The organism is Sphingomonas sp. NPDC079357, assembly GCF_044901155.1.
Taxonomy (GTDB): domain Bacteria; phylum Pseudomonadota; class Alphaproteobacteria; order Sphingomonadales; family Sphingomonadaceae; genus Sphingomonas.
On sequence record NZ_JBJDOM010000007.1, the window covers coordinates 86880 to 112077 of the forward strand.

Annotated in this window: 20 protein-coding genes and 1 pseudogene; 9 read left to right on the forward strand and 12 right to left on the reverse strand. The window is 66.4% G+C overall.

Annotation, left to right across the window (positions count from 1 at the left end):
- Positions 1-96 precede the first annotated feature (96 nt).
- Positions 97-2382 carry a family 43 glycosylhydrolase gene (locus tag ACI2JO_RS17015; protein WP_404721801.1) on the forward strand — a complete coding sequence of 762 codons (2286 nt, stop codon included), beginning with the start codon at positions 97-99 and terminating at the stop codon, positions 2380-2382.
- An 89-nt stretch (positions 2383-2471) separates the two neighbouring features.
- On the opposite strand, the gene ACI2JO_RS17020 is transcribed toward ACI2JO_RS17015, so the two are convergent.
- From ACI2JO_RS17020 to ACI2JO_RS17040, 5 genes are all read right to left on the reverse strand, one after another.
- Positions 2472-3302, reverse strand: coding sequence for a 23S rRNA (adenine(2030)-N(6))-methyltransferase RlmJ (locus ACI2JO_RS17020; protein ID WP_404721802.1), 831 nt, complete (start codon positions 3300-3302; stop codon positions 2472-2474).
- A gap of 92 nt (positions 3303-3394) precedes the next feature.
- A complete protein-coding gene (locus ACI2JO_RS17025) occupies positions 3395-3715 on the reverse strand; it encodes a hypothetical protein (protein WP_404721803.1) in 321 nt (106 codons plus the stop codon).
- Between the two features lie 62 nt (positions 3716-3777).
- A complete protein-coding gene (locus tag ACI2JO_RS17030) occupies positions 3778-6510 on the reverse strand; it encodes a PAS domain S-box protein (RefSeq protein WP_404721804.1) in 2733 nt (910 codons plus the stop codon).
- Between the two features lie 59 nt (positions 6511-6569).
- Positions 6570-6701 carry a hypothetical protein gene (locus ACI2JO_RS17035; protein ID WP_404721805.1) on the reverse strand — a complete coding sequence of 44 codons (132 nt, stop codon included), beginning with the start codon at positions 6699-6701 and terminating at the stop codon, positions 6570-6572.
- 38 nt (positions 6702-6739) lie between these two features.
- A complete protein-coding gene (locus ACI2JO_RS17040; RefSeq protein ID WP_404721806.1) occupies positions 6740-7258 on the reverse strand; it encodes a cupin domain-containing protein in 519 nt (172 codons plus the stop codon).
- A gap of 145 nt (positions 7259-7403) precedes the next feature.
- On the opposite strand from ACI2JO_RS17040, the gene ACI2JO_RS17045 reads away from it, so the two are divergent.
- The 5 genes and pseudogenes from ACI2JO_RS17045 (at position 7404) to ACI2JO_RS17065 (ending at position 13156) form a co-directional block, all read left to right on the forward strand.
- The gene (locus ACI2JO_RS17045) at positions 7404-8348 is read left to right on the forward strand and encodes an alpha/beta hydrolase (protein WP_404721807.1); all 945 of its coding nucleotides are present in this window, start codon (positions 7404-7406) and stop codon (positions 8346-8348) included.
- 147 nt (positions 8349-8495) lie between these two features.
- A pseudogene (locus tag ACI2JO_RS17050) lies at positions 8496-8855 on the forward strand (hypothetical protein); the annotation flags it as partial.
- A gap of 49 nt (positions 8856-8904) precedes the next feature.
- Complete coding sequence (locus ACI2JO_RS17055) at positions 8905-11424, forward strand: glycoside hydrolase family 9 protein (protein WP_404721808.1); 2520 nt, start codon at positions 8905-8907, stop codon at positions 11422-11424.
- Between the two features lie 308 nt (positions 11425-11732).
- On the forward strand, positions 11733-12314 hold the full coding sequence (locus ACI2JO_RS17060; protein ID WP_404721809.1) for an alpha-ketoglutarate-dependent dioxygenase AlkB: 582 nt from the start codon (positions 11733-11735) through the stop codon (positions 12312-12314).
- On the forward strand, positions 12311-13156 hold the full coding sequence (locus ACI2JO_RS17065) for an exonuclease domain-containing protein (protein WP_404721810.1): 846 nt from the start codon (positions 12311-12313) through the stop codon (positions 13154-13156). Before ACI2JO_RS17060 ends, ACI2JO_RS17065 begins: the two co-directional genes overlap by 4 nt.
- An 80-nt stretch (positions 13157-13236) precedes the next feature.
- Here the strand turns inward: ACI2JO_RS17065 and ACI2JO_RS17070 are convergent, their stop codons facing one another.
- The 4 genes from ACI2JO_RS17070 to ACI2JO_RS17085 all read right to left on the reverse strand — a co-directional run bounded on the left by ACI2JO_RS17070 (position 13237) and on the right by ACI2JO_RS17085 (position 14962).
- On the reverse strand, positions 13237-13764 hold the full coding sequence (locus ACI2JO_RS17070) for a low affinity iron permease family protein (protein WP_404721811.1): 528 nt from the start codon (positions 13762-13764) through the stop codon (positions 13237-13239).
- Complete coding sequence (locus tag ACI2JO_RS17075) at positions 13652-14284, reverse strand: general stress protein (RefSeq protein WP_404721812.1); 633 nt, start codon at positions 14282-14284, stop codon at positions 13652-13654. Before ACI2JO_RS17075 ends, ACI2JO_RS17070 begins: the two co-directional genes overlap by 113 nt.
- A gap of 28 nt (positions 14285-14312) precedes the next feature.
- Positions 14313-14618 (reverse strand): hypothetical protein, encoded by a 306-nt coding sequence (locus tag ACI2JO_RS17080; protein ID WP_404721813.1) that lies wholly within the window; start codon positions 14616-14618, stop codon positions 14313-14315.
- Positions 14619-14692: 74 nt separating this feature from the next.
- Positions 14693-14962: a GlsB/YeaQ/YmgE family stress response membrane protein gene (locus ACI2JO_RS17085; protein WP_404721850.1), complete on the reverse strand. Its 270-nt coding sequence runs from the start codon at positions 14960-14962 to the stop codon at positions 14693-14695.
- A gap of 192 nt (positions 14963-15154) precedes the next feature.
- On the opposite strand from ACI2JO_RS17085, the gene ACI2JO_RS17090 reads away from it, so the two are divergent.
- Positions 15155-16624 carry a PAS domain S-box protein gene (locus ACI2JO_RS17090; RefSeq protein WP_404721814.1) on the forward strand — a complete coding sequence of 490 codons (1470 nt, stop codon included), beginning with the start codon at positions 15155-15157 and terminating at the stop codon, positions 16622-16624.
- Positions 16625-16949: 325 nt separating this feature from the next.
- Here the strand turns inward: ACI2JO_RS17090 and ACI2JO_RS17095 are convergent, their stop codons facing one another.
- The gene (locus ACI2JO_RS17095) at positions 16950-17657 is read right to left on the reverse strand and encodes a cistern family PEP-CTERM protein (RefSeq protein ID WP_404721815.1); all 708 of its coding nucleotides are present in this window, start codon (positions 17655-17657) and stop codon (positions 16950-16952) included.
- Between the two features lie 313 nt (positions 17658-17970).
- Here ACI2JO_RS17095 and ACI2JO_RS17100 point away from each other — a divergent pair, with 313 nt between their 5' ends.
- Positions 17971-19404 carry a diguanylate cyclase gene (locus ACI2JO_RS17100; protein ID WP_404721816.1) on the forward strand — a complete coding sequence of 478 codons (1434 nt, stop codon included), beginning with the start codon at positions 17971-17973 and terminating at the stop codon, positions 19402-19404.
- A gap of 143 nt (positions 19405-19547) precedes the next feature.
- Here the strand turns inward: ACI2JO_RS17100 and ACI2JO_RS17105 are convergent, their stop codons facing one another.
- Both ACI2JO_RS17105 and ACI2JO_RS17110 read right to left on the reverse strand, forming a co-directional pair.
- Positions 19548-20579: an SPL family radical SAM protein gene (locus ACI2JO_RS17105; RefSeq protein WP_404721817.1), complete on the reverse strand. Its 1032-nt coding sequence runs from the start codon at positions 20577-20579 to the stop codon at positions 19548-19550.
- 130 nt (positions 20580-20709) lie between these two features.
- The gene (locus ACI2JO_RS17110; RefSeq protein ID WP_404721818.1) at positions 20710-23658 is read right to left on the reverse strand and encodes a glycosyl hydrolase 115 family protein; all 2949 of its coding nucleotides are present in this window, start codon (positions 23656-23658) and stop codon (positions 20710-20712) included.
- Between the two features lie 312 nt (positions 23659-23970).
- On the opposite strand from ACI2JO_RS17110, the gene ACI2JO_RS17115 reads away from it, so the two are divergent.
- A complete protein-coding gene (locus ACI2JO_RS17115; RefSeq protein WP_404721851.1) occupies positions 23971-25119 on the forward strand; it encodes an AAA family ATPase in 1149 nt (382 codons plus the stop codon).
- Positions 25120-25198: the final 79 nt, after the last annotated feature.

Here is a 25198-nt window from a genome sequence, read left to right on the forward strand (position 1 = left end):
GGGCGACGGAAATCCGAAAGGTGGTTCTTGAGCGACGATCATGTCGGGGGCATCGCGATACAGCGGATGGGACACATCGCGATCAGGAGACGGCGGATGGATGACACGTTGAGGATCACCCGTCTCCTGCTGCCCGTCGCACTGATCGGTGCGGCACCCGCCACCGCGCCGACCATGGCGGCGCGCTGGGTAGTGCCGCCGGTGCTGGCATCCGGCTCGCGGCTGCCGGTGCCGGACGGGCTGGCCGCCACGTGGCGCGCGGACGACCGACCGTTGGAGGACGGCGTGCTCACCAACCGCGGGACGGTCGACCGCGTCGTCCGGCTCGCCGGCAGGCTGACGCAGGCGGACGGGACAACGCTCGCCAAGCGCTTCACGGTGCGCGTGCTCGGCCACGGCGCGCGCCGGCTCAACGCCTATGCGCGCACACCTACCAGCGCGCATGATGCAAACCAGCCGACCGTCGCGCGCAGCGTGCATCTCGCGCTCAGCGATGCCGACGGTCGCATGACGCCGCTCAATGACGATTACGGCGTGGCGTTCGCGAAGGGCGACTATATCGGAGTCGACCGCGTCGCGTTGCGCGGTGTCGCCGATCCGTCGCTGTTCTATTTCGCCGATGGCGCACTGGGCGTGATCGCGACGCGCGTCGACATGGACGGCACCCCCGATCCCGCCGCGACCGCGACGGTCGTCTTCCGCAGCGATCCCGCGCGACCAACCGATTTCGAGGAGCTGGGTACGCTCGACCTGCGCAGCGCCGACGGCGTGGTAAAGCCGCGAGCCGTGTGGGACAGCGCTACGCGCCGCTACCTCGTGTCGTGGACCGATCGCGATGCGCGACCGCGCTGGACGACGGTCGCCGATCTGGCGCGGACGGAATGGCAGCGCGCGACGTGGCAGCCGGACAACGGCGGGCGGCGCCGGCGGATCGTCTCGGCCGGCAACGTCGGCGACGCGCGGATCGGAGCGGTCGCCGCTACCGGCACCGACACGCTCGCGATCAGCGCCGACACCGCGACCGCCCTCACCCGTCACTTCGGCCGCATCGTCAACACCACCGCCATGGTTGCGCCCCAGAAGATCGCCACTGGCCGCAATGCCGATCTCGCCGGCGCGCGGGTGATGCTCGGCTATTCGGACGGCTCCGCCGCGACGCGCGCGGTCGACTGGGATGCCGCCGATCTCGCCCGGCTCACGCGACCGGGCCGCTATCTGGTCCACGGCACGGTCCGCCAACGGCTTTATCCGGCGATCTTCGCCTATAATCGCGCCGATCCCGACATCTATCGTTGGAAGCAGAACGGGCGGGTGCGCTATCTGCTCACCGCCACCGACGACACCGACAACGACAACGTCGGCTCCGTGCACCTCCCGCTGCGCGTGGCCGACCGGATCGCGGACCTTGCCGACGACCATGGCGGGCGGGCGCGCGAGATCGACCTGCTCAACCGCCGCACGCGCCGCGACCGCACCACCGAGGGCCGCGTAATCGCCGGCTGTTACTGGGCCCCCGAAATCCACGAGATCGGCGGCAGACTCTCGATCCTGTTCGCGCCGTGCTTCAACCCGAAGGACGACCAGTCGAACGAAGGCGGCGCATGGTCGCGGGTTGCGTCGCACCTCATCCAGTTGCGGGACGGCGGCGATCCCGCCAACCCTGCCGACTGGTCGCGCCCCGCCGCGATCCGCAAGGCCGATGGCACCCCGCTCGGTCGCGCGGAGATGCCCGCGAACATCAGCCTCGACATGTCGTTCCTTACGGTCGGCAAGCGCGCTTATTACATCTGGTCGCAACGCTATCTGCCGACGTCGGGCACGCTCGGCGATCCGCTGACATGGATCGCGCCGGTCGATCCCGCACACCCGACGCGGCTGACCGGCGCGCCGACGCCGATCATCGCGCCGCAGACCTCGGTCGAGGAAAACCTCGCCGAGGGCGCGTTCGCGCTCACCCACAACGGGCGACTGACGCTCGTCTATTCCAGCTCGGGGGTCAGCCCGACCTATGTCGTCAACGGCCTCTCCGCGCCGCTCGACGCCGACCCCACCCGCATCGATGCGTGGCGCAAATGGCCGGCGCCGCTGCAGAAGAGCGTGCCGATGCCCGCCGGGATCACCGATTACCGCGGCTATGAACAGGGGCCAGGGCATGGCGCCTTCACCACCGACGAGGACGGCAACCCGCTGTACGTCTATCACACCTGGGGCAACGGCGTCGGCGGCGACGGGCGCGACGCGCGGGTGCGCCGCGTGCACTGGGCCGCGGACGGCCGGCCGCTGCTCGACATGACCCGGGACGAGGAAGTCGCCCCCGCGAACCGCCGGGTGACGATGGCAGTGACGGTGACGCCCGAGCGGCCGGAAAGGGCCGGCCTGTAGCGCCGCGCCATGTCGCCGCCCTTCGGCCTTTCGTACGCGCAACGCCTTTGCGCGCCGGATGTCGCAGGGGCAGACGGTGTGAGGGTCTGCTAGACGTTCAACCAGTCGGCGGTCATCTCACCGCTGTGCCCGTCGGGCGCCAGCACGACGCGCAGCGCCTCCAGCAGCGGCGGCAGCATCTGGGTGAAAGCAAAGGGCGGGTTGATGATGAACAGACCCGCGCCGTTGTAGATGCCGGGCTGGTCGTGGTCGTACAGCCAGTGCTCCACCGTCAGCAACTTCGGGATGCCGAGCCTGCGCAATTGCTCCTTCCAGCGCATGTGCGTCGCGCGGTCCTTCAGCGGATACCAGATCACCGTGACGCCATGCGCCCATTTTCGGGACGCCGCGGCGAGCGTGGTGACGATCCGCGCGCGTTCGTCGGTCTGTTCATAGGGCGGGTCGACCACCACGACGCCGCGCGCGGTGCGGGGCGGCACCATCGCCAGCCAGAATTCATAGGCGTCACGTTCGTGCACGGCAGCCGACGTGCCGCGCATCGCGCCGCGCAGGGTATGGGCGTCCTCGGGGTGCTTTTCGTTCAGGATCAGCAGGTCCTGCGGACGCAGAAGCTGCGCCAGAAACCGTGGCGAGCCGGGATAGAAACGCGGCGCTGGCGCGACATTCACCGCCTGTACCGCGGCGCGATAGTCGTCCAGTAGCGGGTGCGGGTCGTCCACCACCCGCATCACGCCCTGCTGCGCTTCGCCGGTGCGCTGGGCCTGATCGCCCTCAAGATCGTACAGCCCGCAGCCGGCATGGGTGTCGATCAGCGTCAGCGCGCCCGGCTTCTGCTGCAAGGCCCGCACCAGCGCGATGAGCAGGCTGTGCTTCACGACATCGGCGCTGTTGCCGGCGTGGAAGGAATGACGGTAGTTCACGGCGGGTCCAAAATCCTGGCGATCGCTGGCGGATCCTCGGTCGCTGTTCGACCGTGGCGCTGTCCTAAACGGCTGTTTCCGGCATCGCCGGTCTAATTGCCTTCCGCATCGACGGTAAACACCACCGGCTTGCCGCGCGACATCGGCTCCCACCCGGCGGCCAACGCGGCACGCACGCAGCGCGAGATCGTGGCGTCGTCCAGTTGCAGGCGACCGCGCGGCAAGCCTTTCAACAGCCGCTTGGGCGGCGGAAACTCCACCCATGCCTCACGCTTGCTGTCGTGCTGTAGCAACGCGATCGTCATTCCCTTCCATCCTTCGTCATCCGATTGATGCGGTTCACGCTGGAGGCGCCAATCGTAGGTGGCGCCATCCACGACGACGGTGCCCTCGGTGCTGTGCGTTTTCGACATGCCGGCGCCCCTAGCACGGCGCGCGGAGCAGAACACCGGGGTGCGTGGGGCGGGTGACGCTCCTAAGTCTGCGCGTCCGCCCTCGTCGCCAAGATCCGCGACAGGCCGGCGGCGAGTTCGGCGCTTTTGAACGGCTTCGTCAGGCGCGGCAGCTCTTGTGAAATCCCCTCGGCATCGGCGTAGCCCGAGACGATCAGCACCGGCAGATCGGGTAAGGTCGCGCGGACGGCGGAGACCAGTTCCACCCCGCTCATCCCGGCCATGAGGTGATCGGTGATCAACAGGTCGGGCGAAACCCCCTGCGCGACGAGCGCCAGCCCCGCCTCGCCCGATGCCGCCTCGACGACCTGATAGCCAAGCTCCGCGAGCATGTCCGCGGTGCTGGCCCGCACGGCATCTTCGTCGTCGACCAGCAGCACGCGCCCGCGCGCCACTCCCGCGGGAAGCGCAATCGTCACCGGATCAACAGTGCCCGAAGCCCGTGCGGTGATCGGCAGCCACAATTCCACATTGGTGCCAAGACCTTCATGGCTGCTGATGGTCAGCGCTCCGCCAAGCTGACCGGCCAGGCCATGCGCCATCGACAGGCCAAGCCCGGTGCCCTTGCCGATCCCCTTGGTCGAGAAAAACGGCTCGATCGCCCGTTTGAGCGTTGCCTCGTCCATGCCCGCGCCGGTGTCGGCCACCGACAGCCGGACGTAATGGCCGCGGCGGAGCATGCCGCGATCGGCGTGCACGCTGTCGCGCGTCGCGCTGATCCGCAAGGTGCCGCCGCGCGGCATCGCATCGCGCGCGTTCACGCCGAGATTCAGCAGCGCCATCTCAAGCTGGTTGGCGTCCGCCCTCGCGGGTGGCAGGTCGGGAGCGATATCCACCACGACACGGACCTGCGGCCCCGTGGTGCTGGCGAGCAGATCGGCCATGCCCTCGACCAGCCGACCCACGTCGACCGCGGATGGCTGCAACGGTTGACGGCGCGCGAAGGCGAGGAGGCGCTCGACCAATGTCCGGGCGCGGTCAGCCGACTGGATCGCGCCGACGATCAGCCGCTGCTCACGCTCGCCCGCCACGCCCTTGCGCTGCAAAAGGTCGAGAAAGCCGATAATGGGCGTGAGCAGATTGTTGAAATCGTGCGCGACACCGCCGGTCAACTGCCCCATCGCCTCCATCTTCTGACTCTGGCGCAATGCTTCCTGCGCCTGCATCAGCTCGTGCGCGGCCTCACGCTCCAGCGTGACGTTGCGACCGACCGCGTAGAAGACCTCGCCTTCGGGCACGAGCGTCCAGGCGATCCAGCGCCAGCTTCCGTCGGCATGGGCGAGCCGATCCTCGAACCGCTCCACCTTTTCGCCGCGCAGCAGCTTTCCCATGACATCCTGCACGGCCTGATGGTCGTCGGGATGCACCTGTTCGCGGAACGGCATCGTCAGCAGCGTCGCGGTATCGCGCCCCAGCGTGGTCTCCCAGGCCGGATTGATCGCCTTGAGGAAGCCATCGAAGCCCATGATCGCCAGCAGGTCCGGGCTCATCTCCCAGACGCGGTTGCGCTCCGCGGTCTGGCGGGCCACCTCCTGCTCAAGCTGCTCGTTGAGCTGCCGAAGACGGATCTCGGCCGCCTTGCGCGCGGTGACGTCGATCGCGGTGCCGATGACGCGTACGCAGCGGCCCTGCGCATCGAACAGCCCGCGTCCCTTGGCGGCGACCCAGCGGACGACGCCGTCCTCCTTGCCGATCGTGCGATATTCGACGTCATACAGCGTGCGCTGATCGGGATCGCTCGCGGCCTCGTACGCGCGGAGCGTCTTTTCGCGATCATCGGGGTGCACGCCGTTGCGATAATCGTCCAGCGTCACCGGCACGTCGGGGGAGATGCCGAACATCGCCTTCACGCGCGGCGGCCAGAACAACCGCCCGGTGGCCGAGTCGACGTCCCACTGGCCGATCTCGGCCACCTTGAGCGCGAGCCGCAGTTGCTCCTCGCTGAGCAACAGCCGCTCCTCGGCTTCCCGACGCTCATGGATGTCGATGACGGAACCGACATAGCCGAGGTACGCGCCATCGTCGCCGAAGCGCGGACTGGCGGTATCGATCGCCCACCGATAATCACCCGACACATGCCGCAGCCGATATTCGACGCGGAATGGCTCGCGCCGGGTATTGGCCGCGACGAACGCCCCCTGCGCGCGTTGCCGATCGTCGGGGTGCGTCGCATCAAGCCAGCCGAACCCTTCGGCTTCGGTCGGCGTCTGACCCGTGAACTGGTACCATTGCCGGTTGAGATAGGTGCAATGACCCGACGGATCCGTCACCCACATCATCACCGGCGCATGATCGGCCATGTTGCGAAAGCGGCGCTCACTCTCGCGCAGCGCGGCGTCACGCGCCTTTTCCGCGGTGAGGTCGCGCACCTCGATGATCGTGCCGACCGGCTGCCCGTCGTCGCCCGAGATTGGTGAAGCGGTGAAGGCGACGGGATAGAAATGCCCGTTCCTGTGAACGAAGACTTCCTCGCCCTGCATCCGCTCGCGCTCGGGAAAGGCGCGATCGATCGGACAGTCGGCCAGCGGATAGGGACGCCCGTCGGGGTGCTGGTGATGGACGACATCATGCAAGGGACGGTCGAGCACCTCCTCCACTCGATAACCGGTCAGTGCCTCCGCGGCGGCGTTCATGAAAATGCAGTGCTGCCGGTCGTCCATGAGGAAGATCGCCATCGTGGAATTGTTGACGATGGCGTTAAGTCGACGCTCAACCGATTTCACAGCTTCGCCCCCCCGGCAGATGACGAGCATCATGGCGGGTGACTGTAGCCTTGTCGTTAATCCACACCAATATTCGGCGCCGGTCTCCGCCGTCACCGCTTGTCGAAGACCGACCTCATCCTGGGACTGAACAGCCGCTCGTAGATCCGCAGCAGATACGTGTCGGTCAATCCCGCGACATCATCGCAGATGGCACGCATTCCGCCTTCCCGCGCGGGCGACATTGCAGTGCCTGATCGGCGATTGCCGACGGGCAGTGTCGCTATCGCTCATGGCGCGCCGGAAGCTTGGTGCCGAGCAACACGAGCCGCTCGCCGGTGATCCCGAACCAATGAGGAACCCCGGCCGGGACGAGGAGCACGTCACCCGCCCGCAGTGATCGCGTCGTGCCGCCCTCGATCCGCTCGCCCTCGACGAGCCCCTCACGCCGCGTGACCGGGGCGATCAGCGTCCCGCCGGAGACAAGCGTCCCCGTGCCTTCCAGAACGATGGCATATTCGGCCTCGGCCGGGTGAACCGCGGGACGCCCCGGCTTTTTCCAGATCTCTATCGCCGACACGCGGGGACCGTCCTGCACCAGCGGGCGCCATGCGAAGCCCTGATCGGGCTTCATCGTCGAAAGCATCGTCGCGATCTGCGCGCGGACGGCGGAAGCGCTGGCGAAAGCGGTGGGGTCACCTGCCTGCCTGTCGCCGCCGGACTGCGCCGTCGCGGTGCCGGGCGCAGCGGCGCTCGCGCCGAGCATAACCATCGCCGCCATCACGATCCTGCTGCCGGTCATCGCCTGTAGCCCTTGCCCTTGGAAGGAGCTTACGTTTGCACCAGCGCGGGTCGCCGACAATAGAGGTAACTGCGATCACACGTTTTTCTGACGCGCGCCGGGCCCGGTTCCGGTAGATGCCCGATCAAAGGAACGGGAGACAAACGTGCGAACAGCCTTGATCGCCGCCGCCATGATCGTGGCGAACTCAAGTGCCGCCAGTGCCGCGCCGGCGCCTTCGCAACCGATCGCGGATCGCGCAGCGTCACAGCTTTACGGTCCGTTCGAACTCCACTCGCGCATCTATCCCGGGACGGTGAGACGGTACTGGGTGTATGTTCCGGCGGACTACGACCCTGCCCGCCCGCCCAATCTGCTGCTGTTCCAGGACGGGCAACGCGCGGTGAACCCCGGCGGCTCGCTCAAAATACCGGCGGCGCTCGACGGGTTGATCCGCACCGGCGGCATCCCGTCGACGCTGGGCATCTTCGTCACGCCCGGCCATCGCGGCGCCCATTATCCTGGCGACCTGGGGATGAACAATCCCGACCACCGCGTCGAGGAATACGACTCGCTCTCCGATGACTATGCGCGATTGACGCTGGACGAACTGTTGCCGGCAGTCGCGAAGCGCTGGCGGTTCGCCAACGATCCCAGGCGACGCGCGATCGGCGGCACCTCGAGCGGGGCGATCGCGGCATGGACCGTGGCGTGGCGCCATCCCGACCAGTTCCGCAACGTGCTCAGCTTTATCGGCAGCTACACCTCGATCGGGCTGACCTTGGCGCCGGATGGTACGCCACGAACCTATGGCGGGGACACTTATCCCGGTCTGATCCGCAAATCCGCGATCAGGCCGCTGCGTATTTTCCTGCAGGACGGCCGCAACGACCTCGACAACGAACATGGCAACTGGTTCCTCGCGAACCAGCAGATGCTGAAGGCGCTCGAATGGGCCAATGCGCACGCCGGATCGGACTGCGGAACCGGACCCTGCTACGACATCAATCACGTCTGGACCGACGGCGCGCACTCCGACGCGGACGCAGGCTTGCTGCTTCCCGACGCATTGCGCTGGATCTGGCGCGACCCGGCTTCCCGAACGCGATAACGCGCTCAAGCGCACCAGCACCGACTTCGCCGATTTCCGCGCGCTTTTGCGATCGTCTCGACGTGCTCGCACGGGTGCAAGGCCTGCTCTAGCCTGAGCAGGGCGGAACGATCGGCGATGAGCGGCTGATCACCCGGGCCATCGGCGTGCTTTCCGTGTATCTTCCTCGGCGTCCCGTTCATCGAACGGCTGCGCGGCAATGCGGCGGTTGCCAGTGCGCTTTGCGCCATCACCGCAGCGGTCGTCGGCGTCGTTCTGAACCTAGCGATATAGTTCGCGCTCTATGCCTTGGTCCTGTCGCCGGGCGCTTGCGGCGCGATCTTCATGAGGAGGTCGGGCGTCATCACGACCTTGCAGGCGACGTCGGCTGCTGGCCTCGCGCTTTATGGCCTGGGAGCGATCCGAGGAAGCGGGTCGTCTTGCCGCCGACCGGCTGACCTCATGCCTGCCCCTCGCAACGACGATCCATTTTTGATGCAGCGCAAGGCTTCGACGATAGGCAATTGACGGGGCTCGATATATGATAGCGCTAACTAAATGATCAGGAGGGGTGTCGATGGGCTCGAGTGGTAAGCGCTGGATGATTCTCGCGCTTTTGGCGACGAGCGGTGCGAGCGTGGCACAGGCGCCGGAACGACCGCAGCTTCGCCTCGATCGCGCCGACTATTTCGAGGCGCCCGGCGTCAACTGGCTCGTCTTCTCGAACGTCAACGAGGGGCTGTTCGCCGATTCCAAGATCAGCGGCGTCGAGCTGATCCAGCAGGGCGTGCGCACCGCCACAAACGGCGACGTGCGCCTGTCGGCGACGCCCGGCCAGTGGGATCCGGCCGCCGCCTTCGTCAGCCGGCGGGTGGACAAGGCGAACGGCGTGATCGACGTCGTGATGCGCTATCCCGATTTCGGCTACACCATCCAGGCGCAACGGCGCGGCGCGTCCGTCGTCCTGTCGGTTTCGCTCGACCGGCCGCTGCCCGCGGCGCAGGTCGGAAAGGCGGGGCTGAACCTCGAATTCGTGCCCTCGGCCTATTTCCACAAAAGCTATGCCGCCGATGGAAAGCCGGCGCTCTTTCCTCGCTACCCCGCCGACGCCATGACGCTGACCGCCGAGCGCAATCTTGCCAGCGGGCGCAGCGACGGTCCGGGCGCCGAGCCGCGCGCCATCGCCAGCGCGCGCCAGCTCGTGCTTGCCCCAGAAGATCCGGCGCGCCGCGTCGGCATCATGACGCGTGACGGGTCGGTGTCATTGTTCGACGGGCGCAATCAGGCACAGAATGGATGGTTTGTCGTTCGGCAGCTTCTGCCCGGCGGTCGCACGGGCAAGGTGATCGAATGGACGCTCGACGCCAACAGCGTGCCCGACTGGCTGCGCCCGCCGGTCATCGGTCATTCGCAGGTCGGCTATCGAAGCGACTTGCCCAAGATCGCGACGATCGAGCTCGACCGCGACGACCGGCGCGCGTTGCGGCCGCGCCTGTTGCGGCTGACGCCGGGCGGCGACTTCACGCCGGTCGCGGGCGGGTCAACGCGCGAGTGGGGCAATTACCTGCGCTACCGCTATGTGCGCTTCGACTTCAGCGACGTGACCACGCCGGGAACCTATGCGATCGACTATGGCCCGACCCGCAGCGCCGCGTTCCCGATCGACGCCGGGGCATTGCGCGGGCTGTGGCACCTCACCAACGACGTCTATCTGCCGATCGCCATGGACCATATGACGGTCAACGAAGCCTATCGTGTCTGGCACGGTGACTCGCACCGCGACGACGCGCGGCAGGCGCCGGTGAACCACGAACATATCGACCTCTATCGGCAGGGCCCGACCACCGACAGCCGCTTCAAGCCGGGCGAGCATATTCCCGGCCTTGCGGTGGGCGGCTGGCTCGACGCGGGCGACTTCGACATCCGCACCCAGACGCAATATCAGGTCGTGCGTCAGCTGGTGGACGCCGCCGAGACGTTCGGGATCGATCGCGATACGGTATCGGTCGACTGGACGACGCGGCGGGTCGAGATGCACGTGCCGGATGGCGTACCCGACATCCTGCAGCAGATCCGCCACGGCAGTTTGCAGCTGCTCGCGCAGTTCGGCGCGGTCGGTCATGCGATCCACGGCATCGTCGAACCCGATGTCGGCCAATATACCCACCTTGGCGATGCCGCGAGCAAGACGGACGGGCTCGTCTACGACCCGGCGCTGAAACCCTATCAGCGCGCCTATGACACGCGCGGCGGGCGCAGCGGCACGCCGGACGATCGCTGGGCGTTCACCAGCAAGGCGTCGGCGCTCGATTACGGATCAGCGGCGGCGCTGGCGGCCACCTATCGCGTCTGGAAGGACCGCGACCCGGCGTTCGCGACGCGCTGCCTCGATCGCGCGCGCCGGATCTGGGTCGACGAACATCGCCATGCGCCCGACCTGTTCCGCCACGGCAACACGACCGGCGGCCCGATCGACGAGGAGGAGTTCACCGCCGCGGTCGAATTGCTCGTCGCGACCGGCGACCAGCGCTATGCCGAGCGGGTCGAAGCGCTTGCCCCGGCGATGTTGCGCCGCTTCGATGCGACCGCGACGACGATGGTGAAAGCGTTGCCGCACTTGCCTGACCGGTACCGACTGCTGGTCGAAGAAGCTGCGCGCGCGTGGGCCGTGCGCGCGAAAGCGGTCGAGACCGCCAATCCGTTCGGCGTGCCGATCACCGCCGGCGGCTGGGCGGGGAGCGGCGCGGTACTCAATTTCGGCCTGACCGCCGACGCGCTTCACCGGGCTTTTCCGGCGATCGTCGACGGCGCACCGGTTCTCCGCGCGCTTGATTTCCTCCACGGCCATCATCCGGCGTCGGACCGCTCGTTCGTGTCGGGCGTGGGCGCGGTATCGAAGGAGGTGGCTTATGGCAGCAACCGGGCGGATTTCTCGTTCATCCCCGGCGGGGTGGTGCCCGGCGTCCTGCTGCTCAAGCCCGACTATCCAGAGAACCGCGACGACTGGCCATTCTTCTGGGGCGAGAACGAATATGTCGTGCCGGAAGGCGCGATGTACATCACGCTCGCCAACGCTGCCGCGCGATTGCGATCCTGAGGAGCCACGACGCCTTCGCCTGCCCTTGATGTCGTGAAGGATCGGCCGGCAACGTGAACGAACCGGCGCCCGTTCGCGACGGCCGGTGGCCTCCTTGAAAAAAACCACCGGCGTGACAATCTGTTATTCAACATCAACAACGGAAAGGAGGTGGTCGAATGTCTCATTGTCATACGCCGGCATCGGCGAACGGCGAGCACATGGTCGCTTCTGTGGGTCGAGTCCTCGTCTGAACAATCGCCGGCTCCGGCCGACAATGGAAGGGTCGTTCCTGCAAGGAGCGGCCCTTCGCTTTGAGCCTGCGCCGCATGCGTGATCTTTTCGACACTCCCCTTCTGCCCGGTCTGGCGACGGCGGACGACCTCGTCACCATGGCCGAGGAAGGCGAACTGATCGCCGCGATCGACGCGCTCGACCTCCAGCCGTTCCGATTTCAGGGCTGGGAGGGAAAGCGGCTGACGCACAGCTTCGGCCTGCATTACGACTTCGACGGCGGCGCGCTTGCCGTCACCGATCCGATGCCCGCGTGGCTCGTGCGCATCCGCGACCGCGCCGAACGCTTTGCCGGACTGCCGCCCGGCACCCTGCGGCAGGCGCTGCTCATCCGCTACGACCCGGGTGCGGGGATCGGCTGGCATCGCGACCGGCCGCACTTCGAGCATGTGGTCGGCGTCTCGCTGGGCGCGCACGCCGAGATGCGGTTCCGCCGCCGGACGGGCGACGGCTTCGCGCGTCGCACGCTGCCGCTGCCCGCGCGTGGTGTCTATCACCTCCATGGCGAGGCACGTCACGGGTGGGAGCACAGCATCGCGCCGATGACGGCAACGCGCTGGTCGATCACGCTGCGCAGCTTATCGGAGCGCGGCCGACAGGCTATCGGGCTGGCATGATCACGACGCCATCACGCGCAGACCAGATGCCGGACTTCGTCGTGATCGACGTCGAGACAGCGTGTTCGCGCGTCAGCAGTATTTGTCAGGTCGCGATCGTCGGCTTCCGCGACGGACGCGAGCTGTTCGCGTGGGAGACGCTGCTCGACCCGTGCGACGACTTTCACCCGATGAACAGCCGCATCCACGGCATCTGCGCGCACCATGTCGCGGGCCAGCCGACCTTTGCGCATGTCCACGCCATGATCGACGGGCATCTGTCCGGCGCGATCACGGTGGCACATTCAATGTTCGACAAGGGCGCGCTGGCGGCGGCGTGCCGGATGCACGGCTGCGACGAGATCGAGGCGGTCTGGCTCGACAGCGTTCGCGTCGCCAAACGGGCCTGGCCCGATCTGCCCAACCACAAGCTCGGCAACCTCGCCCGCTTTCTCGGCGTCGAACACCGCCATCACGACGCGTTGAGCGATGCACGCGCCGCCGGATGGGTTCTGGTGCGGGCGATCGAGCATACGGGATTGTCACTTGCCGACTGGATGGCCCCCGTCCGGCCGGGCGGCCCCGCCCCGCGGGCGGCGCCATCGGGTCCGCTGTCCGGCGAACGTGTCGTTATCGTCGGTGAGCCGCGCGACGGTCAACTGGCGCATGCCATCGCCGCAGCCGGGGGCGTCATCCGAAGCTCGGTCGGCAGCACGACCACGCTGGTGGTCATCGGAGGTGACGGAAGATTCGAGGCCTGGCTGCGCACCGACCCGCAGGTGCGAAAGGCCGAGCAGTTGCTGGGGGCGGGACAGCGGATCGCCATCACCACCGCCAGTTCGATCGACCGGCTCCTCGGTTAAGCGCCGTCGCGCTGGCGCTTCGTAATGCGCCGTGACGTGGCCCGGAACAGCAGACCGACGCCACGCTTCTGACCAATCAATCAGTCCGGCGCGACGATAAAGGTCCTCTGCTTCAGTTCGTCTTCGGCGGCTTCGCCGGTGCGCCGCAGGGCATCCAGTTCCCCGGTCGACTTCGTTTCGATTCCGGCCACCTCGTTGCGGGCGCCCTGAATCGCATAGACCATATCGTCGATCTTCAGATGCAGCGCCTGTTCGCTGCGGCGCTGGCCGTTCAGGACCATCTGCGTGAGCGTGATGGACAAGACCGACAGGATCAGCGTCAGTGCATTTTCACTGGCCGCCCCGCCACCAGAAACCGTATCGCGCAGAATAACGCGACCAGAAGGATTGCGGCGGGGTGGCCGAACAGATCCGCACCGCGCCCGCAAATGCGGCAGCCGAACTCGGGCAATTTGCGTCCCACGATCCGACCCCGGCTGCCGCAGTGCGCTCGTCCTAGATGACGCGACCGTGCGTCGAAGAAGAGGCGCGATCCCGCCCGATCTCGTCGCGGGTATAGGTCGGAGCGGACGGGTCGAACGCGCTCCAGCCCTCGGCGCGATAGGCACTGCCGCGCTCCGTTGCATCGACGGAGCGATAAGTGTCGAGGATCGACTCTACCTGCCCCGGCGCGGTTTCGTCGTTCGTGCGTACGCTGACCAACGTACCGCCGCGGCGGACGCCTTCGGAATAGACGTTGGCTTCATCGTCGCTGTGTCCCGCGTTCTTGAGCGCGCCGACGATGCCGCCGGTTGCGGCGCCACCGGCGGCACCGATGCCCGCGCCCGCTGCGGTCGCGGCGAGCCAGCCCGCCGCGACGATGGGACCGAGCCCGGGAATGGCGAGCAGCCCCAGCCCCGCCAGCAGGCCGCCGGCACCGCCGAGAAGGGCGCCGGTGGTGGTGCCGCGGCTGACATCGCCGTGGTCGTTGACGCCATCATGGGCGCCATCGCCCACCTGATGCCGCCCGTCACCATTGTTGGCGACGACGCTGATGTCGTCATGCGGGATGCCATGGCTCTCAAGTGCCGATACGGCCGCCTTGGCGTCCGCGTAATCGTCGAACAGACGCGTGATCGTCCTCGTCATGATCTGTCTCCTGAATGACCTTCACGGCCTAGCGGGTGGTGATATTGCCCTTGTAGTCGAGCATGACGGTCGCCTTCGCGCCGTTCTTGACGGCAGTGCCTTGCCAGACGCCGTTGCCATCCTTGGCAAGGTCGCTGACGGTGGTGAATCCCGCCTTCTCCAGGCGGCCGCGCGCCTGCGCTTCGGTGAAGGAATTGTGGCCCTTCGCCGGTGCCGCGACGCGATGTGCGGCCGGATGCTTTACCGCCGGGTTGTGCGATCCGTCCGCATTCTGCGCGGACGCGCCGGTCGCGATCGTCGCCGCGAGAATCGCGGCCGTGACGTGTCTGTACATATCGCGCTCCTTGATTGTGGGTCGTCGACAGTCACCCCGCACGCGTGAGGGCGAGAGGTGACTATCGGAGACATTCAGCGAACCGAACCGCGGCGAAAGAGGTTAACGATGCCCAGCAGGACCACCGCACCAAGCAGCGACACCAGGATCGACGGCAGGCTGATAACGCCGCTGGTGATCGGCGCACCGCCGACGAGCGGGGTCAGCAGGAAGCCGGCCAACAGGGCGCCGACGATGCCGACCACCACGTTGAGGAAGATGCCCTGCTGTCCATCGGTCCGCATGATGATGCTGGCGACCCAGCCGATCAGCCCTCCGACGACGAGTAAGATTACCAAGCCCATGACATCCTCCGTGGGCGAACCGGCGGAATTGCCGACCATCGCCTCTGCTGGCGCTCAACACGTGGGTCGGGCGGGACGTTCAATTCCGGTAAATGCCGGCGTCCGCGCACATGGTAGTTTCGTCACGATCCGGTTGGTACTTTCGCGCGGGCAGCGCCGGAACTTCAGGCGACAACAGCGGCTTGATGCCGCATGACCCACATGCAGCCGCATCCGTCGCACGCCCCCACCCTGCGTCATCTGGAGCAGCTGATCGCGGGGCTTACGGTTGGTGTCATCCTGGTCGATCCGTCCGGTGCGATCATCGGCACCAACGAGGCGGCACTGGCGATGCACGGCGTCCAAACCGCGGAGGAACTGGGCGCGACCGCGGACAACTATTGCCAGCGTTTCTGCCTGCGCTATCGCAACCATCAGCGGCTCGCCCGGCGCGATTATCCGATCATGCGGATGCTCGCCGGCGAAAACTTCCCGGACGTGGTCGTTGACGTGGCCCCTGTTGACACTCCAGAGCCGCGCTGGACGCATATGGTGCACGATGTCGTGATGGACGTCGACGGCGGCGAGCCGGACTATCTCGCCCTCGTCATTCAGGACGTCTCGGAGCGCTACGACGCCGAGGCCCGGTTCGAGGCGATGTTCCAGGCCAATCCCGCGCCGGCGCTGATCCTGCGGCTGTCCGACCAGCGCTTCGTCCGGGCCAATGCGGGCTTCGCGGAACTCTGCGGTTGCCCACGCGAAGCCATCGAAGGCCGCCATCTGCGCGATCTCGATATCCTGGCACAGACCGACCGCAGCGCCTTGGTGGCGGAGCGGCTGCAGGAGGGCGCGACAATCCCGCAGGTCGAAGCGGAACTGCCGCTGCCCGATGGCTCCTCCCGGCTCGTCATCCTCGCCGGTCAGCCGATTGAAGTCGCCGACCAGCGCTGCATGCTCTTCACCTTCGCCGATCTCGAACCGCGCCGGCTCGCCGAGCGGGCGCTGGTATCGAGCGAACATCGCGCTGCGACGATGTTTCGGCTCGCCCCCGGCGGGATGGTCGTCACCGTGCTGCCCGGCCATCGCATTGTCGACGTCAACGAAGCCTTTGTGCAGTTGACCGGACGCGGCGCGCGCACGCTGATCGGGCATGACGCGGACGAGATCCAGCTTTGGAGCGACGCCGCGCAGCGCGCAGCGATCGAAGACGAGCTCGATCGGCGTGGCGGCATACGAACGCGCGATGTCCGCCTGTTACCGGCGGAAGGATCGCCGATCGACTGCCTCGTTTCGGCGGAGATCATCGACGTGCGGGGCGAGCGCTGCGCGCTGTGGCTCTACCAGGACGTGACCGAACGCCGCCATGGCGAACTCGAGCTGGTCGAGGCGATCGAGGCGGTGATGAAGGATGCAAGCTGGTTCAGCCGCTCGATCATGGACAAGCTGGCGACACTGCGCGGCGGCGATGCCGAGCGGAGCGGCCCGCTCGATCTCAGCAAACGCGAACGCGAGGTGCTCGAGTTGATCTGCCAGGGCGCGGACGACAAGGCGATCGCGGAACGGCTCGGCCTGACGGGCAATACCGTGCGCAATCATGTCTCCCGACTTTATGCGAAGATCGGGGTCAACCGCCGCAGCGCAGCCGTGATCTGGGCCCGCGAGCGCGGCATCGGTATTCGGTGAATGACGCTGGCCCGCGAATGGCCGGTGCAGCGATGGCGGCGCCATCACCGACCGCCTGTCGACGACGGCCAGCCGATAGCGCAGGGCCGATGCGGGCGGCGAGGTTTAGCCTGCGCAGGATGTCGAACTCTGATCAAGAGGGTGGCGCGCTTCACACCTCAAGGGAAGATATGCGAAGCGCGCCGGCTCTTCAAAGCCGTCTCGGAGGATGAGGATTGTCATCCGACCCCGCAACATCCTTGTCGACGGCTTTATGCCGACTGGATCATTGTGAGACACACCACGCTGAATTATGGCCGCGGTCTGCCTCCGAACAAACCGCAACTCAGACAAGCGACGGCCGCAGCACATAGCGCGTCGCCGCACGCCTGCGGAGCGACCAGCCGACGACGCCGAAACCGAGGATCATCATCGCCCAAGTCGCCGACTCGGGAACAGCTCCGGTGACCGAGCCGGGACCGGAGGCCGATCCCCGACCGTTCGCGCCGGTCGATTGCCAGCGCGCGACGAAGCCATCGAGCGTGAGCGCCCTCGTACCCGTCCCGAAGCCGATCGAGAACGTCCCGCTCGCCGGCGCATCGTTGACTTCGACACCGTTGCTCGCGCCACCATTGCAGTTCGGGCCGGCGTACAGGCAGATGCTGCGGCTGCCCAGACCGTTGAAGTTCCCGATGCTGATCCCGGCGGAGAACAGCCCCGAAGCCGTGCTGACGGCGGATGGTGTTGCCGACGTGTTGAAGCCAAAGGAGGACAGTTCGGACATCGCGCTCGGCGCGACCGAAGTATTGTCGACCGAATAGCTGAAGTTCCACAACGTGCCGGCTGCATTGGCACTGAGGAAGTTGAAGACGATCGTCCCGGTGGTGCCGACCAGCCCGGAACCGGCGGTTGCCGCGAAGTTGGTGGTCCACGAGAAATCGTCGCTGGCATCAAGCGAAATCGCGCCGGAACCGCTGACGAAGGATGCGGCGTCGGCGGAGCCGGCAGCAAAGGCGGCGATGGTCAGCGCCGTGGCAAGGACTGCGTTACGCACAGATCTTCTCCCTAAAGTAAGCTCTGAGGAGGCTGCACGACCCGTTCTGTAATCTCTTGATATGTATCAGATGGTTGCATTGGCTGCTCAGCGATTGTCCACGCACCTGTTCCAATCTGACACATAGGCAGCTCCCCTCACACAACGCCGCTGATCGTGGTGAAGACGAGCTCGGGCGGGGGCTGGGAAAGCTGCGGCGATCAAAGCGGCCAGCAGGTGTCACGTCGTCGCGCTGCGCCGGCGAAATGGGTGGTATGGCAGGCACATGGCAAGGATGTTAAGGTGTTTTTCATCATCAAGAGTCACCACTGCGATGATGGATTTGCGGGCACCATTGATTGTCCAAACTCGTGCTAAGATGCTGTGGCCTGCGGCTGCGGTGCTCCACTTTCTGGCAGCCGCGGCGACAATCCACCTCACGAGCAACGGCCACGACATTGCGACGATCTGGCCCGCCAACGCCATTCTGCTGGCGCTTCTTCTTGCCGCTCGGAAACCGCGCTGGCTCACGATCCTGAGCGCCGGGTTCGTCGGCAACGTTGCCGCCAATCTGCTGACGCGAGGCACGCTCGCCGCACCGCTACTCTACTCGGTCGCCAACCTTCTCGAAATCGCAATTGCGGCGCGATTGATCGGCACGTCAGGGGTGCCGGGAGGATTGCTGCAAACCACCAAAGGATCGCTGCGGTTCCTGGCGACGGCCGGGCTGATCGCCCCCGGCGCCAGCGGGCTCGTCGGCGCTGCCACCGCCTTCCTAGTGTTCGAAGAGCCGATCGGACAGTCCTTTCTGGTGTGGGTGCTGGCGGATGGTCTGGGCCTGATCATTTTCACCCCCGTCTTCCTGGCGCTGTTTCGTGGCGACTTCGCTGACTGTTTCCGCGCCAAGACATGGCCCGAGCGCTGCGAAACGTTCGGGCTGCTCATGATCACCGCCCTCATCGCGTATGGGGTCTTCTTCGTCGCCGTTCGGCCGATCCTGTTTGTGCTTTTTCCGCCCGTCCTGCTCGTCACCTTCCGGATGGGTCGGCTGGGCACGAAGGCGGCGGTCGTCATCGTTGCGCTGATCGGTGGCGTTGCCACGATGCGCGCGGAGGGGCCGATCACATTCCTCGCCGACGGCCCGGTGGCGCAAGCGCTTCTGTTTCAGGCTTTTCTGGGTGTCCTCCTCATTACTTGCATGCCGATTGCAGCCGAAGTGACGGAGCGCGCGCGCCTGACCGCCGCCCTGGCCGAGCATGACCGGCAGATGATGGAGAAAGCGAGCACCGATCCCCTGACAGGATTGCTGAACCGCTACGGCTTCGCGTCGATGGTGGCGCACGTATTCCATCACCGCGAAGACGGGCAGGCGCTGAGCCTCCTCGCCATCGACCTCGATCATTTCAAATCGATCAACGACCGCTGGGGTCATCAGGTCGGCGACGACGCGCTGCGCCATCTCACGCGCGTGCTCGCGGCGGAGGTAAGGCCGACCGACATCATCGGGCGGCTGGGCGGTGATGAATTCCTGATCCTCTTGCCAGCCGTCGATCTTGTCGAGGCAAGCATCATCGGCCAGCGCCTCTGCACCGCGATCCGACATGAGCCTTTGACGATAGATCGGGGTGCGGTGACGATGCTCAGTCTCAGCATCGGTGTTGCGGCGGCGTTGCCGGACGAAGAATACGTCGATCTCGCTCGACGCGCCGATGAAGCTCTCTACGCCGCCAAGGCGGCGGGCAGGAACGCCATCCGGCTCGCATCATAGCCGCTTACCACCGACCGGCACTTGCTCCTTGCCGCTGGCGGACCCTTCCTCGGCGCTCTTGACACGGCTCTGCCTCGCTCCGTGGCGGTGCTCTGTACGAAGGGCGCTGATCGCCACATGCGTATCCGCCGTGAAGACGACAGTCAGGTCCAATAGAGGATCCATGCCGACGGCAGCAACGCCGCCAGCCTTTCCTCGAAGAACGCGCGGAGCGACCGCATCGTCGGCGTGTCATAGACCAGCTTTTCGCTGCCGAATTTGGTGCGCTTCGTCGTTCGCCCGTCCATTCCCATGTCGAGCGCAGACCCCGGATACCAGCTTTCCAGCACCGCCTTCGATCCGGGCGTGAAACGATGGGTGATGAGTTCGATCGTCAGATCGAGATCGGCGACCCCCGTCAGCGCCGCCGCCACGTCGACCAACAGCGCCTCATACGCCTCGCGCCACCCCGCCGCCGCAATAATCGGCGCGATCGTCAGGCCGATCGGATACCCTGCCCGCGCCATGTCGCTCAGCGCCTTGAGCCGGGCGGCGACCGGCGCGGTGCCACCCTCGAAGCGGGCGAAGGTCGTCGGGTTGATCGATGCCCGCATCCGCGTACGCCGACGATGATCGAGCCCGAGCAGCGGACCCACATCCGCGAACTTGGTGGTGAACCGCAACTGCACCGGGGCGTCCCAATCGCCGAACCGGCCGATCGCCGTCGACAGCGAACCGGTGAGCGGCTCCAGCGCCAGCGGGTCGGTGTAGCAGGAGGCCTCGAACGTCGTGCCCTCATGCGCCCGGTCCCGGCTGCGCGAGGTGACGCTTCCCTGCCCCACATAGGCCGGCAGCCCGTCGAGTATTTCGTCGAGATTGGCATAAACGCGCGTGATCGGTGGGCCTTTCAACGACCCCGCCAGATAACAGTAGCTGCAATGCGCCGGGCATCCTTCGGCAAGGTCGACCCGCCAATCTGCACTGGGAGCAATGGGTTGCAGCCGCCGTTTCGAGGGTGGGGCGACAACCAGCGCCACCGTCGACTTCGCCGCCGCATAGGCGCGCCGCGGATCATCGGGCAGGTCCAGTGCCAGCCGGTCCCCATTAAGCAGCACGATCTCAACCGCTTGCGCCTCTGCGCGGGCGATGATGGCTCGGCCATGATCGAACGTCAGCGCCGAGCGCGTGACCAGCAACCGGCGCGGCCGCCATCCTGTCAATGGTCGGACCGCGTCCGTCGATCGTGCTGAAATCGCTGCCATATGTTGTGCAACGACCGTCGCGCCAGGATGGTCCGGGCGGCGACGCGCAAGCATTCCTCGCTGCTCAAAGCATGCCCTTGCAGGGCGGCCCGAAGAACGACGGGAGCAGGTTATCGCGCGAAATAATCAGCGATTGCAGCACCAGTGTCGGGTCAATCATGGAAATAGCCAGGACATGGCGGCCCGGGTGATCCGTGGTGACCGAAAAACGCATCGCGCGGGCGTTGTTGGCGGTGCTGGTCGGGTGCGCCGTTCCGAGGAAGTCCTGCTGCCGCCCCTCCTCCGTGCCGAACACGGCCCGGGTCGTCATCGGCTGGTCATCAAGCCCGACCGCGATGGCCAGCTTGCGGCCCGGGATCGTCTCGAGCGTCGGCCCCGTCACCAGATCGACCCGGTAGACCCCCGCCTCGGGCAGAAAGACCGCATATTCCAGCCGCGGCGCAGTTTGCGGGTCGGGGAACGACGGGCTGTCGACCGGGAAGATCGACATTGCGGCCGCGACGCGCCCGTAATCGGGGATCGCCTCCCAGCGGACGCCGTTCGCCGCGACGTTCCGCTGATAGCCGTCCGCCGGGATCGCGAAGGCACCGGTCAGGCCGCCGAACGCTCCCTTCGCCGCCCGCTCCTGCTCCGCGGTGGCGCGAAGCGCGACGAGCTTGATGGTGATCGTACTCCCTGCCCTGCCCTCACCTGCGCCCTCGCCTGCGTGCGCGCCCGCGTCCTCGACGGTGATGCGCGCCTCGGCGCGGCCGACCGGCGCGCGGCTCCAGTCGACGTCGACCCAGTAGCGACGGTCGTGCGGCGAGGCGCTGAACGCGGCCGCCTCGCGGACGATCACCCAGTCACGATCGGCGGCGACCTTCACCGCGACCGGCGCAGCGCTGCGCGGATAGACCTCGAAATACGTCGGGCGACGCGTCAGGCTGTCGAGCACCGGCAGCGCGGGCGGCAGGTAATAGCCGGGCCATGCATTCGCCGATCCGTCCACCGACACGCCGAAGCCGTCCACCGCCGCGAGGTCGAGATCGGCAACGGCGGGCATGATGTCCGCCTCCGGTGGATACCATTGAAAATAGCCGATGTGGGTCTGGTCCATCATATGGTTCCACTTCCCGCCGGCCATGACGTGATTGTACCGGTCGCGCAGCGCACGATCCGCCTGGAAGCGCCGTCTGACCTCCACCGCCTCGTCGCGGGTGCCAAGGCGCGCCTGCTGCGCGTAGCGGGCGTTGCGCGCGGCGGCGACGTACATCTGCGTCAGGTTCGCGCACGCCTTCACCGGATAGAGGACGAGCTGGAAAAAGGCGTCGCGCTGTTCGGGACGCAGCGCGGCATCGACCGCTTCGGCGCGCTGTTCCAGCGTTGCCCAGGCCGCGCACACCCGCTCCGCCTCGCGATAGTTTTCAAGGCTGTAGGTCGCCGGCGACAATTGCTCCGGTTTTCGCCACGCATTATATTTGGCGTAGCGCGACGCGAGCAGCGCGATCTCGGCGGCATGATCCGCGCCGAATTGCCGCTTCGCCCATTCAAGCGTCCAGCTGGCGATCAGATCCTTCGACACCTCCGCCGGGTTCCAGGCCATCGCGATGAAGAATTCAATCGGCAGTTCGAGCGGTTTGAGATCGCCGACGTTCGCGATCCAGATCTGGTTGGCGCCATAACAATGGGCGAGGTTCATCTGCTCCCAGATCTTGGGCAGCGGGTTGGAGTTGATCCATTGGTAGGAAAACGGGCCGCCGTGCATGTCCATATGGAAATAGATGCCGGCGCCGCCGCTGCGCTTTCGCTCGGCCGGGGTGGGCAGCCGGCGAAGGTTGCCGACATTGTCGTCGGCGAACATCAGCGTGACGTCGTCGGGGATCCGGAGCCCGGCGTCGTAATATTTGTAGACCTCGGTGAAGAGCACCCACACCTGCGGTACCTCGGACGCGGGCTTGCCGACCGCCTCCGCAATGATCCGCCGCTGATCGGCGATGATCCCTTCGAGCAGCTTGACGTCGGACGCCATGCTGCCGGTGCTTTCCAGCGCGGTATCGCCGTCGCCGCGCATCCCGATCGTGACGATCGCTTCCTTGCGGCCGTTCCGCTCCATGCCCTCCTTGAAGAAGCGCTGGATCGCGTCACGGTTGGTCGCGTAGTTCCACGCGCCATTGCCATATTGCCGGTGGTTGTCGGTCCATTCCTTGTGCGCGCGCATCATCGGTTCGTGGTGCGACGTACCCATCACGATCCCATATTCATCGGCCAGCACGGCGTTGGCGGGATCGTCGACCGCAAAGGCATTGTTCCACATCGCCGGCCACAGATAATTGGCGCGCAGGCGGAGCATCAGCTCAAACAGCCGGGTGTAAAATTGGCGGTTCATCCCGCCGAACTTCTCGGTCGTCCAGCCCGACAGGCACGGCGCCTCGTCGTTGAGGAAGATACCGCGGTACTTCACCGCGGGCGAGCCCTGAACATAGTCGCCATAAGCGACGCTGACATCCTTGCGCGGCGGCACGGGGACGTCGGCCCACCAATACCAGGGCGACACGCCGAGCGCGCGCGACAGATCGTAGACGCCGTAGATCGCCCCCCGCTTGTCGCTGCCGACGATCACCAGCGCCTCCTCAACGCCGGGCAGCGGGTTGCGCAGCGTCTGGATGAGGTAGGATTCCCATTTGCCCTGGATGCGATCGACCCGGAGCCGTCCCGCGCGCGCCAGCGCGTCGATAACAGGACTGTTGCCGAGCGAGCCGACGATGATCGTGCGCCGGGGCAAGCCGCTCGCGTCGGACACGACCGGCGCCGGTTGACCGACGACCCGCCCGATGTCGGCGGCCAGATCGTCGGCGGCGCGCCGGACGCCCGGCAGATCCTGCGCATCGACGAATACGGCGGCGAGCACGGCCCCGCCGTGCGCGATCGTGAACGCGGATGCCCTGTCGGAGCCGAAGCGGACCGCGCCGGCAAGCGGGCTGGCGAACAGTCCGGCGGTCAGGGCTCCACCCATGACACCACGGCGATTGAGCATCGATCTTCTCCGACTGTCACTCCGCGACCATGGTGCCGCCCGGGCGCACGGGCCGTCGCGCGAGCCGCAGCGGCCTTGTTTCTCAGACACTTGTTAGCGCAACCATTTGGTCAGGCCAATCTGTTTGCCACGCGGAGTATCGGCAGGTTGAACGCGCCATTTCCGACGTTCTGCATCCTGCACCATGCTTCCTTGTCCCTCTGAACGATTTATGGCAGGAAGAGGGCGTAAAAAGCTTCAAAGGGTATGAGCTTGGCGCAGGACGGTGCAGTGCTGACACAGATCGGCGATCTTGCCGAGGCAGGCGAGCGGATGATCGAGCGGTTGCGCCGCAAGGCGTTCCTGCCCGACAGTCGCAAGGGACTCAATGTGCGCATCGGCATCGCCGAGGCCGCGCAACTGCTGGGCTGTTCGACCAACCGCATCCGCATGGCGGAGGACGACGGGCGGCTGCCCCCCGCCCCGGCGTCCGAGAACGGCCGGCGGCTGGGCTATACCGTCGAGGATATGCTGAACATGCGCGAGGTGCTGGGCGCGTCTCCCGCCCGCGCACCGCTCGATGTCCCGGCGATCATCGCGGTGCAGAATTTCAAGGGCGGCGTCGGCAAGTCGACCGTCACCACCCATCTGGCGCATTATTTCGCGGTGCAGGGCTACCGGGTGCTGGTGGTCGATTGCGACAGCCAGGCGACGACCACTACGCTGTTCGGCTTCAATCCGCATTTCAACATCAAGCGCGACGAAACGCTTTACCCCTATCTGTCGATCGATCCGACGCAGGCCGACCTGCTCTATGCCGTCAAGCGCACGCCCTGGCCCAACGTCGACCTGATCCCGTCGAACCTAGAGCTTTTCGATGTCGAATATGAGCTGGCCGCGGCGGGCAGCGACGGCGGATCGGTGCTGGCCGCGCGTTTCCGCAAGCTGAAGCGTGGGCTGTCGGACCTTGCCCGCGACTATGACGTGGTGCTGCTCGATCCGCCGCCGGCGCTGGGCACGATCAGCCTGGCAGTGATGCAGGCGGCGAACGCGCTGCTGGTGCCGCTGGCGGCGACGACGCCCGATTTCTGTTCGACCGTCCAGTTCCTGTCGATGATGGATCAGGTGCTGCACCAGCTCACCCAGGCGGGGATCGAGGTGGATTATCAGTTCGTTCGGCTGATCTGCTCCAAGTTCGACGGCAACGATCCCAGCCACGCGATGGTGCGCGCGATCATGGAGCAAAGCTTCGGCGCGGCGCTGCTGCCCGTGCCGATCCTGGAATCGGCCGAGATCAGCCATGCGGCGATGCGGATGATGACGATCTACGAGCTGGAGAAGCCGATCGGCACGCCCAAGACGCACAAGCGGTGTCGCGCCAACCTAGACGAAGCGCTGCGCCAGGTCGAGCAACTGGTGCGCCAGTCCTGGGGCCGGGTCGAGCCTGCCAGCGAGGAGGCGGTGATCCATGCGGCGGCCTGACACACACGGCGGACGGCGCAGCGCCACCCCCCTTTCCTACATCGTTTCGTTCTTGCTACGTTCTGCGCCGGAGGTTGGC